The sequence below is a fragment of the Peribacillus sp. P4_B1 genome (assembly GCF_056402395.1).
In genome coordinates, this window is the sequence record NZ_JBFUHM010000046.1 from 1 (window position 1) to 13,886 (window position 13,886).

The window sequence follows — 13,886 nt, forward strand, 5'->3', positions numbered from 1 at the left end:
AACTGGATCAATACTTGGGCGTCCTACCTCTGAATACATCTCTTTCACCAAGTCATAAATGAAAGTGAAGTCAATGGCAGCCTCCATTTTACGAACCAAATGGTTCGGTGGCACCAGTTGATCTAACGTAATCATTTCAAGTTGATCTCGCTGAATAGAATCATGTTTAGAAAGCATCCTCATCACCTCAAGTTTTAATACTTCTATTTTAAAACAAAAATGACTCCAGGMAAAAGTGTTTATCTAAAAGGTAAGACAAAGTTGATTGGAACGGAAGGTACGAGACTCCTGCGGGAAAAGCGCGTCTAGGGGAGACCCCGCAGGCGAAAGCCGAGGAGGCTCCCCGACCGCCCGCGGAAAGCGAGTGCCCTACGTTCCAATCAACGGCCAAATTGTACAACTCATAAAAAATAGACAAACTCGATTTTCATCGAGTTTGTCTACAGTCTGAAACCTCCCATAAAGTGGGAGGCTTTTCTATTTATTATCACTCTTTATGAAACATCCCCATGACCTCGGCTGTTTCCGTTATATTGACAAAAGCATTGGGATCCACTTCTTTTATCATCGCTTTTACATCGGTTAATTGATAACGGGTAATGACTGTCATCATTACTTTACTCTTTTCTCCAGAGTATGCACCTTCACCATCCATGACTGTAATTCCTCGATATAGGTTGGTCAGGAGCTTCGTTTTCATTTCGTCACTCTTTTTCGTAACGATCATTAATGTTAATTTAATGTGATTGGAATGAATCGTATCAATCACCTTTCCTGCTGCATATATGGAAATCAGCGTATATAATGCGGCATCCCAACCAAAGATGAAGCCTGAGATAACCACCACTACTGCATTCATCACCGAAAGCAATGTACCAAGTGGAAAGTCGCTCTTCTTAGCCAAAAGCATGGCAATGATATCAAAACCGCCGGAAGATCCTGAAGCGCGAAAGATGATCCCTATACCGAATCCCGATATGATTCCGCCAAATAAAGAAGACAAAATCGGTTCAGTGGATATTCCATGAACCGGAATGAGATATAAACTGACTGATATCACGACAACTGAAAATATCGTATAGGTGATAAAGCGTCTTCCTAATTTCAGGTATCCAAGAATTAACAATGGCAGGTTCAATAGAAAATTCAATATCCCTGTGTTGACTGGGGTAATGATTCCGAACATAATCGCAAGTCCACTAAGTCCGCTGCTTAAAATTAAATGAGGTATCAAAAATAAGTTGTAGGCTACTGCAACAAGCACTGAGCCTATAGTGATGCAAAGTACATTATACATATCTGATCTCCTTAAAACGAACCGGGAATTTAATTTATTATATTAGAGAACCTAAGATTTTTAAAAATAATAGTTTTTTCTGAAAACGACATTTAAACTTCCACTTTCCTGATATTAGGTAAGAAAAAAAGCCAGCTGATTTTCAGCTGGCTTTCAATCACCCTTTGTATCTGCATTTTCAACCGTGGAAATCCGCTCGAGCATGGTTGGATGGGAATACCGCAGCCACTTTACCAGGATTGGCGGATTGACCTGGCTCAAACCCGACCTCGTGAGTTCCTGGAAGGTGGTGATTGCTGATTCTTTATCCCCGGTCATTTCAATGGCATAACGGTCAGCCCTCGTTTCTTGATATCTGGAAACATAATTGGACAGCGGACTGGCAGCGAACAGCAGCACAGACGTTATTAACAGAAATAATGGAAGAGAAGAAATGTTATCAACCGTACGTACCTTTAACAGGTGGCCCCAGCGCCTTATGATATAATTCATGATTTTCGATGTCAGCCATAGACCGATTAAAGTCATTCCTATATAACCTGCAATCCCTATATAAATATGCTTTTCGACATAATGGGCCATTTCATGTGCCATGATGAAAAGGATTTCATCTTCCTTTAGCTTGTTCAGGGTCGTATCCCAAAGGACTATCCTAGAGTTGGAACCTATACCGTTCACGTATGCGTTCAAGGCATTTGTCTTTTCCGCCATATTTACTTCAAATACGTGTTCAGCCGGAATTTCAGCCTGTGAGGCAAGTGCCAATATTTCCGTTTCCAGCTCTTTATTTTTGAGCGGATAGAATTCATTATACAGCGGATCAATCAATACAGGCTGAACAAACATCAAGAACAAGGTAAATGGAATGGACAACATCCAAGCATAAAGCCACCACCTCTTCACACTTTTCTTCATTAACCAATATAAGACGGAAACGATGATGAACATCATCCCAAAATTCACCCAGAATTCGATGACTCCATCCTTCATCCACGAGGTGAAACTTTGTGTACTGATATGGTAACTTTTACTTATCCGATAACCAATGAAGCGGATTGGAAATAGTGCCAGGTAAGAAATCACAGAAAGCCAGAATAAGTAAATGCCCGTTTGGATCACTTTCCGTTTCGAGACCGCCAAAGATGACTTTTCAAAAACTTTTGAAAAGCCAAATAATAAAATGAAGAAATACAACAGCCATTCATATGGCGTAGAAACGAAAAAAATAAAATTTCGCAGGCCTGAATATTCTTCGCTAAGCTTTAGTTCCCTAGCATTCAAAAATGTTGCAGGGTCTGCTGAAGTACCACGCAATGCTTCGGGAATGGAAGTATCCGCCCCGTAAAAAATATACCAATACATCACTGCTGCATAAAAGATAAATAATAGAATCGCTCTTCCTGCCCATTTTCTAACCATGATGCCCCTCCTTAAACGAATCTCCCTCTTATTAGTTTAATCCAAAATGGACAGGTTAGAACCCCATTTTCTTTCTATAATTATTTATTCCATAAATGTTCAAACAATCTTGATCATTAAATGCACTTCACGATGATATGGTCTGGAAATACAAGGAGGCGGAACATATAGCTTGTACCAGAGACATTTAAGATAAATGAAGCGGAGGATGGGAGGCATTACAAGGTATAGGTGAAGAAATAAAAAGGATCGCAGACCCGTCGATTTTCTTTTTCGGGATTAAGGCACCGCCTAATTTGTCCATACTGCCGCCACCCATATTTGATTTAAGATGAAAATCGTCTCATCAAAGTCCTTGCGGTGAATATGAATCCGATAAAGAACCAGGGTAGGCCATTTTGAAACAAGCCAATTAACGGAGCGGAGGGCTTTAGTGGTCATCCCTTCACGATGCTATTTTTAAAACTATACAAAAGTGCCATAAGCTTCGGGCGATTCAGTTTTCTGTATACCCTGCACCGTGCCGATGGATAGAAAAAGTTTTTTTCAGTGAGCAGAATAAGCAGTTCATGCTCGCGTTTGGAAAAAGACCCCTAATTTTTCTATTTCCTTGCCCGAAGATATTGGTGATTTTTCACCATCTGCTGCATCTTCTTCAATAGAAAAGGTTTAAATGAAATAAAGATAAAATCAAAATTCAAACTGTAAAAGGCCATCACCCGTTTGCCTTCAGGATGATAGCCTTCTTTTTTGTTCCTCATCAATGAGTGTATCAAGTCTCATGATGCTTTCCTTTGCCCGGAGAAAATCAATCTTGCGGTAATGGTGTTTTCCACCTTCTTCTTCATCTTTTTCGTCGGCCCATTTGACGACCTGCTGAAGCGGTGTTCGAATAATATCATTTGAAGGTAAAAACGAATCGGTGTGAAATAATATGGCGAGGGAAATGGTCTTTGCCTTTATCGGGTTCTCTCCCAAACGGATTAACAGTTTATGTGCTCGTTCTGCACCTTTAATAGGATGGATATCATTTTGTTTGTACAGATCATAATCCCACTTACCATTGCGATACCAGGTGAAATGGCCCATATCATGCAGAAGTCCTGCTTTAGCCGCAATATCAGGGTCTATCTTATATTCGTTTGCTAGGTGAAACGAATGATAGGCTACCGCAATCGCATGTGCCAGACCTGAACGGTTCAAGTATTTTTGAGCAATGGGATGTGTAAAAACATCTAAAAGCTTTACATCTCTCATCTAAACCCTCCTTACAATTATGTGGAAATTTTTAATGACAATCATAACTCTTTTCGAAACAAGAATCAAGGCTTTAAGCTACCCCGATATATTTTATGCAGCGAGATGCACATTGGTTGTACAAAAAAAGGACCATTGCAAGTTATAGGCAATGATCCTTTTGATTAACCAAATTCAGTTTTGTATTACATGGGTTTTTAAGGAACGCCGTAAAATTTTACCGGTTGTGTTTTTTGGCAATTCATCCAAAAACTCAATTTTTGCCGGAACCTTATATTTAGCCAAGTGTTCCATGCAATAGGCAAGTAGTTCTTCCTCGGTCAATGCACTGTTTTTCTTTACCACGAAGCAGTGAACAATTTCTCCCTGATTTGGGATCCGGCACGCCTATAGCCGCTGCCTCAACTACTTCAGGATGGCCATACAGAATCTCTTCCACTTCACGTGGATAGACATTATAGCCACCGACGATGATGAGTTCCTTCTTACGGTCTACAATGAAAAGATACCCTTCATCATCCATCCTGGCTAAATCGCCTGTATATAACCAGCCATCTTTCAAGACCGCCGCCGATTCTTCAGGCATTTTATAATACCCCTTCATTACATTCGGACCTTTGACAATCAATTCCCCTACACCATTGATCGGCACTTCTTCCCCAAGCTCATTAACGACTTTGTTTTCCACTCTGAGGATGGAGGTTCCGATGGATCCTGCCTTCCTTGGACGATCCAAAGGATTGAAACAGGTAACAGGAGATGCTTCTGATAAGCCATACCCTTCTGAAACCCTGACATTAAATTTCCGCTCGAATGATTCAAGCAGTGAAACTGGCATGGCGGATCCACCTGATATGCATATCCGCAATGACTTCAAAGCGTCTTCTTTTACATCTGGATATTGGAAAAGAAAATTATACATCGTAGGCACTCCAGCGAAAACGGTTGCATTATATTTTTTGATTTGACTGAATATTTCCTTTGGACTGAATTGCGGGACAATTAAAAGCGTACCTCCACTCAATAATGGGGCATTTACAACTACTGTTAAACTGAAAACATGGAACATTGGCAATGTCGTAATGACACGGTCATTTTCCGTGATTTTTAAATATTCACCAACATCATGTGCATTGGAGAATATATTGGTATGTGTGAGCATGGCCCCCTTTGGTTTTCCCGTTGTCCCGGAAGTATAGAGTATGATTGCCGTATCTTCAGGATCCAGTTCTGGTCCTTTATAGCCTTCATCCCCTTTCTCGACCATTTTTGTAAACGATTTCATTTTTGGGTAGATGTTCAATTTGCTAGTTTCCCCATTTTCCGGCTGTGTTTCACAAATTACATACTTATCTACACTTGAGAGGATCGAGTTCATTTTCTCGAATAAGGGTAAATGCTTATCTAATGCCACAACGACCTTTACATCGCCGTTATTCAGGATGTATCCAATCTCGTCAGGTGTGTAGATTGGATTTACGGGAATTACGGTCGCCCCTGTACGTAAAACTCCATACAACGAAATAATGAAATGTGGAGAATTGCCTAAAACCAGCGCAACATTATCACCTTTTGAAACACCCAGCCTATGTAATTCGTCTGCAAACTTCGAAACGGCTTTATCCAATTCCCCATATGAGGTGGATTGATCCATAAAATAAAAAGCTGGCTTGTCCGCCTTTCTTAAAGCAGTTTGATGAAGCTGTTCAGATAAATTCATCATTCTCCCTCCCCCTGCAAATATAATGAATGAATAATCATTCATTCATTATATTAAAAGAAAATGATTACAGCAACAATTTTATCCAAATTCAAGCAATTACTGTCATAATTAGACACAAAAACCGTCCTACTTAGTCAGGACGGCATTTCAGGCTTAATATATTAGGGCCAATATTTCTTCTTTCGTTACATTGCCAAAATAATGCCGAACATCTATCTCATCTAGTACATTGCTGATAGCTTTCTTTTCATAGCGTGATCCAGTAAGCATCTGTTCAATATCCGCAACCTCTCCGACCCCGAAGAAGTCACCGTAGATTTTACAATGCTCAATGATTCCCCTGTTAACTTCAAGACGGATATCAACAGATCCCACCGAGAATCTATGCGAGTTTTGTAAGTTGAATTTAGGCGATTTTCCGTAGTTCCACTCCCAGTTTTGATACCTTTCTTCCGAGATTTTGTGAATTTTCTCCCAATCCGCCTCCGTTAAAACATACTCAGTGATCTCACCGCTTTCCTTAAAAATATTTTGCAGTAGGAATGAGCGGAATTCTTCAACAGACATCGGTTCTTTTAAAAAATCAGCAATATTACCGACGCGGCTTCTTATCGATTTAATCCCTTTAGACTCGATTTTATCTTTTTTCACTTTTAAAGCGGATACAATGTGATCCATTTCTGATTGAAACAACAATGTCCCATGACTGAACATTCTGCCCTTCGTTGAAAACATCGCGTTTCCGGAAATTTTCTTTCCTTCAGCCAGGATATCGTTACGTCCGCTTAATTCAGCTTGTATTCCTAGTTTTTCGAGCGTTTCCACGACAGGCTGGGTGAATTTCTTGAAATTGTGGAAGCTATCCCCATCATCTCTCGTAATGAAACTGAAATTGAGATTCCCTAAATCATGATAAACCGCTCCCCCCCCTGAAAGGCGGCGAACAACGGTAATGCCATTTCCATCTACATAATCGGCATTGATTTCTTCAATCGTATTTTGATTCCTTCCTATGATGATTGAAGGACGATTAATATAGAATAGAAGATAGGTCTCATCTATATTTAAATGTTTAAGCGCATATTCTTCGATGGCCAGATTAATTCTTGGATCCGTAATTCCATTATTATCAATAAAAAGCACAGTTGTTCCTCCTTGTAGACTTCATTCATACCATTAATATTTCATTTATAGTTGGAATTCGAGATTGGTTTTAGCTACAGCTATTTCCCTTTTGAATACCTCGGATGCTTCTTTTTTAAGTTGATTAAGATCCCCATAATGAGGGAGATGAGTTAACAGCAAAAGCTGTACGTCGGCCTTGGCTGCTAGCATGCCAGCTTCTCTAGCCGTCATATGCCCCACCTTTGAACCATCCATATCGCTGTAAAAGTTACTTTCACATAATAAAACATTTGCGTTTTTAGCGAAATCTGCAAGCTCATCCATATATGAACTGTCACCTGTGTAAACAATCGAATGATTTTCAGCTTCAATCCTCATAGCAAAACATGGTACTGGATGTTTCGTTTTCATGAATGTGAATGTACACGGTCCTATCGTTAAGGGTTCATCAGCAGAGTAGACTATTCCCTTTGTCACGTCTTTATAAGTTAACTTTCCAAATTCGGCTTCGTCTAAATCATGGCCATAAATAGGAATGGTCCTTTTCTCGCTGCCCAATATCTGCTGTATGAGCGCGGCGTGTTGCAGGACACCAACATCCGCTACATGATCCGGATGATAGTGGGATAATACAACTGCACCAAGATCCTCCGGCTTCATATGATTTTGCAGCTGTGATAGAACACCGCTGCCACAATCAAGCAGAATGCGAAAATCTTCATATTCAAGCAAATAGCCGGAACTTGCCTCATTTTTAGCTGGATATCCGCCCCAGCAGCCAATTACGGTGATTTTCATACTTAGGCACTCCTTTTTTTCTCAATGACTTCCCCATTAATATAAACTATTCTTACCCTTATTTCACCTTTTCTACTTATGTTATAAAACAAACATTGACACATCAACACTGTTATAATACAATGTAATCATAGAAAAGCGAATAATAATACAGGAGATGATGTTCATGATTCAAAGTAGCATTGAGTTCTTTAAAAACCTGCCTCCGAAACAATGCATGGAATGCGGAAAAAAAATCGAAGAACAGCACGAATGTTATGGAAACCACTGTGATCATTGCCTTTCTGGAGAGTAGTGTTTTGTTTCACCATCCGCTTCCCAATTAGCAGGATGATCTCATATAAATTCAGTCTCGCAGCTGAAAACCATCCCAAATATAAAGAAGAGATACCGATGATCGGTTTCTCTTTTTTATTTCGATTCATTGCATTTTAAGCCAAAAAAATAGAATTATCACGGAGTGGATAATCCTTTGAATAAATATATTTTAAATAGTTCAGCAATTTCCTCTTTCCCTAATGGGGCATGATTCCTTTCCCAATCAAAAATAAGGGCAAGGTACATCTTTAGCATCAGGAAAGCTGTTATCTCTGGATCACAAGGCTGTATATAGCCCTTATCAATCGCAATTTTAAGTTTTTCCTTAATGTAAGATACAATGGCTTCTTCCATTTCATTTATCATTTCCTGAACGGCCGGAGTACCAATTTCCCGCTCTTCCTGAAGAAGTTTTAAAGATAATTGATGTTCCTGCCTGAACTCCAGGATTCGATAAACAGCCCGATGCAGATTTTCAAAAAAGGATAGTTGTTCATCCAAAGATTGTTCCGCCTCATATTTCATTTCCTCTATCATCCGCTGAACGATTTCTTTAAACAGCTCTTCTTTATTTTTATAAAAGGTATAAATTGTACCTTTCCCCACATTCGCAATTTTAGCGACTTGATCCATCGTCGTTGCCTTATATCCAAAAAGTGAAAACGACTTGGTCGCAGCTTCTAGAATTAATTTTTTACGATCAACAGACATTTCCCACCTCATTTCTGACCAAACGGACAAAACGGTCATTAAGTTCAACAATATCATACCAAAAATTTTCAGTCTTTTCAATAAAACTTTCAGTTTTCTAGGGAAATAATGGCCATCCTCATTACTGGACAGCCACTTTCCTAAAACAGGTTATAAAATTTCATCACMAGGATACGCTTTTCCAGATGTGGCGTATCTTTCAACTTCATTTAAAAAATATGTAGGGTCATCGCAATCATGGATGAACTGCATATCCCTTATTAACCAATCATTTTTCCTGTAATCTGTTTAAAATGATTGTGGCCAATGCATCGATGAATTCAGGTTTAACATTGGGCATATCCGGCCGGTAGTAACCTGCACCAATATCTTCCGTTACAACCTTACATTCATAATCGTTATCATAAAGGACTTCAAGATGCTCAGCAACAAAACCAACAGGTATATAAATGAAAGCTTTATAACCTTTTGCTTGATGAAGATCTCTGGTTAAGTCCTGTACATCCGGTCCTAACCATGGTTCAGGTGTTTGTCCAGCGCTTTGCCAGCCAACTGCGTAATTGGTAACCCCTGCGCCTTTTGCAATCATGTCTGCAGTTTCTTTCAGTTGATTTGGATATGGATCTCCTAATTGCAATATCTTTTCTGGGAGGCTATGCGCAGACACAATCAAAGCGTAATTATCGCGCTCTTCCGAGGTCATTTTCCCGATTACTTCTTTTAATTGGTCTACCCAATATTGAATGAATTTCGGCTCATCATACCAGCTTTCAACAGAAGTGATGGTCAGGTCACCCAATTTAGCGGCTTCATCCTGAGCACGTCCATTATAAGACTTCACGCTGAATGTTGAAAAGTGCGGTGCCAATACAATACTTACCGCTTCTTTGATACCATCATCATGCATTTGTTTCACTGCGTCTTCAACAAAAGGTTCAATATGTTTCAGTCCTAAATATGCCTTGAATTCAATTTCTTCCTGAACGGAATTCAATTGCTTTTCAAGGGTTTCAGCTTGTGCCGCAGTTATTTTTGCAAGCGGTGATAATCCACCAATCGCTTCATATCTGCCTTTTAGATCAGCAATCAATTCATCGCTTGGTCGTCTCCCATGACGAATATGTGTATAATATCTTTCAATATCCTCTTCAGTGTACGGAGTACCATAAGCCATGACTAGAAGGCCCATTTTTTTTCTTGACATCAAATTACACCTCTTTTAAAGATTTCGTTCTTTTATTGTGCATCCATTTAAGGATTCTTAGCAAATGGTTCGCTCACCTTACTTCATTTTTGATGAATATTCATGAATGAAGGCGGTCAGCCTTTTCAGTGTTTCAGGGTTTACGGAAGGGAAGACCCCATGTCCAAGATTAAAGATGTAGCCATCCTGTTCCATGCCCTGATCCAGGATCCTTTTCGTCCGATCTTCTATAACATCCCATGATGATAATAGCAGGGCAGGATCAAGGTTACCTTGAACCGTTTTCTGTATTCCCATTTGTCTTGCTTCTGGAATTGGAAGTCTCCAATCAAGCCCGACCACATCAATTGGAAGATCATTCCACTCGAGTGCCAAGTGACTCGCACCGACCCCGAACATGATTAGCGGTACATTTTCTTCCCGTAATGAAGAAAAAATACGATTCATGATTGGCTTGATGAATACGCGGTAATCTTCAACGTTCAATGCACCCACCCATGAATCAAAGATTTGGATGGCTTTAACGCCAGCTTTAATTTGTGACTTGACATAGATGATGATCATATCGGCTAACTTATCCATTAAAGCAAACCACGCCACTGGCTCGGAATACATGAAAGCTTTCGTCTTATTGTAGTTTTTGGAAGGGCCGCCTTCAATCATGTATGAAGCAATGGTGAATGGTGCACCGGAAAAACCAATCAAAGGTACCGACAATTGTTCAGTGGTCAATAATTTAATCGTGTCCAACACATATGGGATGTCTTTCTCTGGGTCCAATTCACCTAACTTTTCAACATCTGTCAACGATTGGATCGGATTGGATATGACTGGACCGATTCCCGACTGTATCTCAACATCCACACCAATGGCTGGTAGCGGTGTCATAATATCTTTATATAAAATTGCAGCGTCTACATCATATTGCTCAACTGGCAATCTAGTCACATAAGCGCATAATTCCGGCTGATGAGTAATCTCAAAAAGGGAGTACTTCTCTTTCAATTTACGGTATTCCGGCTGTGAACGGCCAGCCTGGCGCATATACCAAACAGGCACATGATCCGTTTTCTCTCCCCTCGCAGCTTTTAAAAATGTATCATTCGTAATTTCCTTAGACATTAATATCCACCTTTCAAGCAATCACGTTTCTATTTTTATTCATTACTTACATAGAATATCAGAAGGATGTTGAATTTCAAATCGAATCTCCTTAAACTATAGCTTTTTCTATAATAGAAGTATAGCCAACATATTTATTTGTCAGGAAATCGACGTTTTTATAAAAATCTCACCGATTTCCAAGGCCTTTTGGTTTGATTGGAAATGGTAAAAGCATTATTCATTGGGTAAAATGGGTATACAGTTACTATATAGAAATTGGAGGGGAATTTATGAATGTATTCATCACTACAGGCACCTACGATTTTTTGAAAATCAAAAAAGATAAGCACCCGAATGAAAAAATATTACTTATGCAAAATTCTGGCACTACAGTCCTTTTACATGAAACATCAGGTAAAACGCTCTTCAGCTCGCCACGTAAATATGAAGTAGTGGATGGGAAAGGACACCTTCAAGATCATGGATATGTAGTCATGAACAATATCCCTGTCAGTGAAGAAGGACGGCCGGTATTCGAACATCGTTTTAAAAAAAGGGCCGGTTTCATTGAAAATGAACCAGGTTTCGTCGCCCTCCGTATCCTGAGGCCAATCAACTCTGAAACTTATGTAATTTTAACGATTTGGGAGAAACAAGCTGACTTTATGAGCTGGCAGAAATCCAGTTCCTATCAGGAGGCCTATAACAGCGACACAAAAGCTACTATTACGAATTCCAGTCAGAAGATGTTTTCTGGTGAAGCCTATGTAACGCAGTATACATTGGTGAAGGATCCCCAAGAATAATCTTTTCCTGATCAATAAGAGTCCCATCCACTCAAGGATGGGACTTTTCAGTTTCAGAGCGTTATTTTGGACGTCCAAATTATGAAAAGAATGTATTAAGCCAATAAACAATCCGACAAATTCCTTCTTTATTTCCGGGGAAATGTAACGGATTTATACAAAGATCTCATGTTTTTTTATAAATGCTCCTCCGTCTTACGAACTTATACAAATTAATCAAGGTTAAACTGTATGCAGCTCCTAATGCATAACCTGCCAAAATATCAGTTGGAAAATGAACGTTCATGGCGATCCGGCTGATCCCGATTAGCAGAACCAGACAAACGAAACCGATTCCCATTACCCATTTCAATGAGTTACCTTTAACTTCTTTTAGAATGAAATAAGCAACCATACTGAAGAAAATAAGTCCTAACATTGCGTGGCCACTTGGAAAACTGTAGCCGCCTGTCTCCAGCAAATGGTTCTCAGGACGCACCCTTTGAGTATGATTTTTTATCCACTCGTTTAAAACATCGCCGCCAGCCATTCCGATAGAAAAGACGGCCATGGGCAAATAATTCTTCTTTATTATCCATAAATACAGGACACATAGTAAGCTTACAATTCCAATGACCTTGGATTTACCAAGATAGGTAATGGACTTGAAGAAAGTGAACGGAATAGTATTCTCACCCACGGCAAAAAGTTTTGCAATATACGTATCGAACGCTAGCGTTTTCTCACTCTGGACTTCATGCATCAAAAAAAAGAATAGTAACAGGCAAAGCAAAACCACAGCCATCCAAGAATATTTAATCATTCATACAACTCTCCTCAAGGTATTTAATTCACTTTGGATTATTCAGAATATGATATACTATTTACAATTAAACCAATCATTGGGAGGTGCAAAATGATACAGCGATTACACGATCTTATAGATGGTTCTTATGAAGAGATGGTTTCAATCAGGCGTTATCTTCACCAACATCCTGAGCTTTCTTTTCAAGAAACCCAAACGGCTGCCTTCATCGCTGAATATTATGAAAAACTTGGAATCGAACATCAGAAAAATGTAGGCGGTAATGGTGTTATTGCTAAGATTACTGGCAGTAAGCCTGGTAAAACGGTAGCAATGCGCGCTGATTTCGACGCCTTACCGATTCAAGATGAAAAAGAAGTTGCCTATAAATCAACCGTATCCGGGGTCATGCATGCGTGCGGACATGATGGCCATACAGCGACTCTCCTGGTTCTTGCAAAAAATCTGAATGCTCTGAAGGATGAGCTCGAAGGCCAATATATATTTATCCACCAGCATGCTGAAGAATATGCTCCAGGGGGTGCCAAACCGATGATTGATGCGGGTTGCCTTGATGGAGTGGATGTAATTTTCGGCACCCATTTATGGGCTACGGTCCCTACTGGAACAGTCCAATACGCTTATGGACCTCTAATGGCTGCTGCTGACCGATTTGAGATCATCATTCAAGGGCAGGGTGGACATGGAGCACAGCCTCATAAAACCCGCGATGCAATCGTAGTCGGCGCTCAGCTAGTCATGGCCCTACAGCAAATCGTAAGCCGCCGCCTTAACCCAATAGATTCTGCAGTCATTACCGTTGGTTCCTTTGTAGCCGATAATGCCTTTAACGTCATTGCAGATAAGGCTAAAATTATCGGGACCGTCCGTACTTTCAAGGAAGATGTCCGTTCATTTATAAGGGAAGAAATAGAGCGGATTGTTAAAGGAACCTGCCTAGCTGCGGACTGCACCTATGAATATCGATACGTTCAAGGCTATCCGGCTGTCATCCCACACGATGAGGAAACTAAATTCATGATTGAAAGCACTGAGTCCATCAAGGAAGTTTTGGTTACAGAGGAAATTGACCCGGATATGACAGGTGAAGATTTTTCTTATTATTTACAAAATGTGAAAGGTACATTCTTCTTTACAGGAGCCAGGCCAAAAAATGAACATACATACCCTCATCATCATCCTTTGTTCGATTTCGATGAAAAAGCGATGCTCATTGCAGCCAAAATATTAGGCACTGCTGCTGTAACCTATCATAATAAGGAGCAATCATCCCCAAAGGTGAATGAATCTTTATTGCGGTAATGATAAAGGGACGGGTT

14 protein-coding genes and 1 pseudogene are annotated in these 13,886 nt (G+C 39.9%); 3 read left to right on the plus strand and 12 right to left on the minus strand.

Annotated elements, in window-relative coordinates; all coding sequences use genetic code 11:
* From AC1DVK_RS20895 to AC1DVK_RS20930, 8 genes and pseudogenes are all read right to left on the minus strand, one after another.
* Positions 1 to 177: transposase (locus AC1DVK_RS20895; RefSeq protein WP_477627304.1), on the minus strand; the 177-nt coding region annotated here is incomplete at its 3' end.
* A 310-nt stretch (positions 178 to 487) separates the two neighbouring features.
* Positions 488 to 1,297, minus strand: coding sequence for a YitT family protein (locus AC1DVK_RS20900; RefSeq protein ID WP_061462040.1), 810 nt, complete (start codon positions 1,295 to 1,297; stop codon positions 488 to 490).
* A gap of 153 nt (positions 1,298 to 1,450) precedes the next feature.
* Complete coding sequence (locus tag AC1DVK_RS20905) at positions 1,451 to 2,716, minus strand: M48 family metallopeptidase (RefSeq protein WP_477627295.1); 1,266 nt, start codon at positions 2,714 to 2,716, stop codon at positions 1,451 to 1,453.
* A 291-nt stretch (positions 2,717 to 3,007) separates the two neighbouring features.
* Positions 3,008 to 3,157: a hypothetical protein gene (locus AC1DVK_RS20910; protein ID WP_477627296.1), complete on the minus strand. Its 150-nt coding sequence runs from the start codon at positions 3,155 to 3,157 to the stop codon at positions 3,008 to 3,010.
* Between the two features lie 288 nt (positions 3,158 to 3,445).
* Positions 3,446 to 3,973 carry an HD domain-containing protein gene (locus AC1DVK_RS20915; protein ID WP_061462037.1) on the minus strand — a complete coding sequence of 176 codons (528 nt, stop codon included), beginning with the start codon at positions 3,971 to 3,973 and terminating at the stop codon, positions 3,446 to 3,448.
* Positions 3,974 to 4,147: 174 nt separating this feature from the next.
* Positions 4,148 to 5,693: pseudogene (locus tag AC1DVK_RS20920) on the minus strand (fatty acid--CoA ligase family protein).
* A gap of 156 nt (positions 5,694 to 5,849) precedes the next feature.
* Complete coding sequence (locus AC1DVK_RS20925) at positions 5,850 to 6,839, minus strand: lipoate--protein ligase (RefSeq protein WP_089364637.1); 990 nt, start codon at positions 6,837 to 6,839, stop codon at positions 5,850 to 5,852.
* A gap of 45 nt (positions 6,840 to 6,884) precedes the next feature.
* Positions 6,885 to 7,619 (minus strand): MBL fold metallo-hydrolase, encoded by a 735-nt coding sequence (locus tag AC1DVK_RS20930; protein WP_061462035.1) that lies wholly within the window; start codon positions 7,617 to 7,619, stop codon positions 6,885 to 6,887.
* A 166-nt stretch (positions 7,620 to 7,785) separates the two neighbouring features.
* Between AC1DVK_RS20930 and yhfH the strand changes: the two genes are divergently transcribed.
* Positions 7,786 to 7,914, plus strand: a complete 129-nt coding sequence (gene yhfH, locus AC1DVK_RS20935) for a protein YhfH (RefSeq protein WP_081108720.1) — start codon at positions 7,786 to 7,788, stop codon at positions 7,912 to 7,914.
* Between the two features lie 158 nt (positions 7,915 to 8,072).
* On the opposite strand, the gene AC1DVK_RS20940 is transcribed toward yhfH, so the two are convergent.
* The 3 genes from AC1DVK_RS20940 to hemE form a co-directional block, all read right to left on the minus strand.
* Complete coding sequence (locus AC1DVK_RS20940; RefSeq protein ID WP_317778478.1) at positions 8,073 to 8,648, minus strand: TetR/AcrR family transcriptional regulator; 576 nt, start codon at positions 8,646 to 8,648, stop codon at positions 8,073 to 8,075.
* A gap of 268 nt (positions 8,649 to 8,916) precedes the next feature.
* Positions 8,917 to 9,852 carry a ferrochelatase gene (gene hemH / locus AC1DVK_RS20945; protein ID WP_284471496.1) on the minus strand — a complete coding sequence of 312 codons (936 nt, stop codon included), beginning with the start codon at positions 9,850 to 9,852 and terminating at the stop codon, positions 8,917 to 8,919.
* A gap of 78 nt (positions 9,853 to 9,930) precedes the next feature.
* Positions 9,931 to 10,974: a uroporphyrinogen decarboxylase gene (gene hemE / locus AC1DVK_RS20950; protein ID WP_089364641.1), complete on the minus strand. Its 1,044-nt coding sequence runs from the start codon at positions 10,972 to 10,974 to the stop codon at positions 9,931 to 9,933.
* A 272-nt stretch (positions 10,975 to 11,246) separates the two neighbouring features.
* On the opposite strand from hemE, the gene AC1DVK_RS20955 reads away from it, so the two are divergent.
* Complete coding sequence (locus AC1DVK_RS20955) at positions 11,247 to 11,762, plus strand: antibiotic biosynthesis monooxygenase family protein (RefSeq protein ID WP_089364642.1); 516 nt, start codon at positions 11,247 to 11,249, stop codon at positions 11,760 to 11,762.
* 166 nt (positions 11,763 to 11,928) lie between these two features.
* On the opposite strand, the gene AC1DVK_RS20960 is transcribed toward AC1DVK_RS20955, so the two are convergent.
* A complete protein-coding gene (locus tag AC1DVK_RS20960) occupies positions 11,929 to 12,564 on the minus strand; it encodes a phosphatase PAP2 family protein (RefSeq protein ID WP_089364643.1) in 636 nt (211 codons plus the stop codon).
* Between the two features lie 93 nt (positions 12,565 to 12,657).
* Here AC1DVK_RS20960 and AC1DVK_RS20965 point away from each other — a divergent pair, with 93 nt between their 5' ends.
* Positions 12,658 to 13,869 carry a M20 family metallopeptidase gene (locus tag AC1DVK_RS20965; protein ID WP_477627297.1) on the plus strand — a complete coding sequence of 404 codons (1,212 nt, stop codon included), beginning with the start codon at positions 12,658 to 12,660 and terminating at the stop codon, positions 13,867 to 13,869.
* The last annotated feature ends 17 nt before the right edge of the window (positions 13,870 to 13,886 follow it).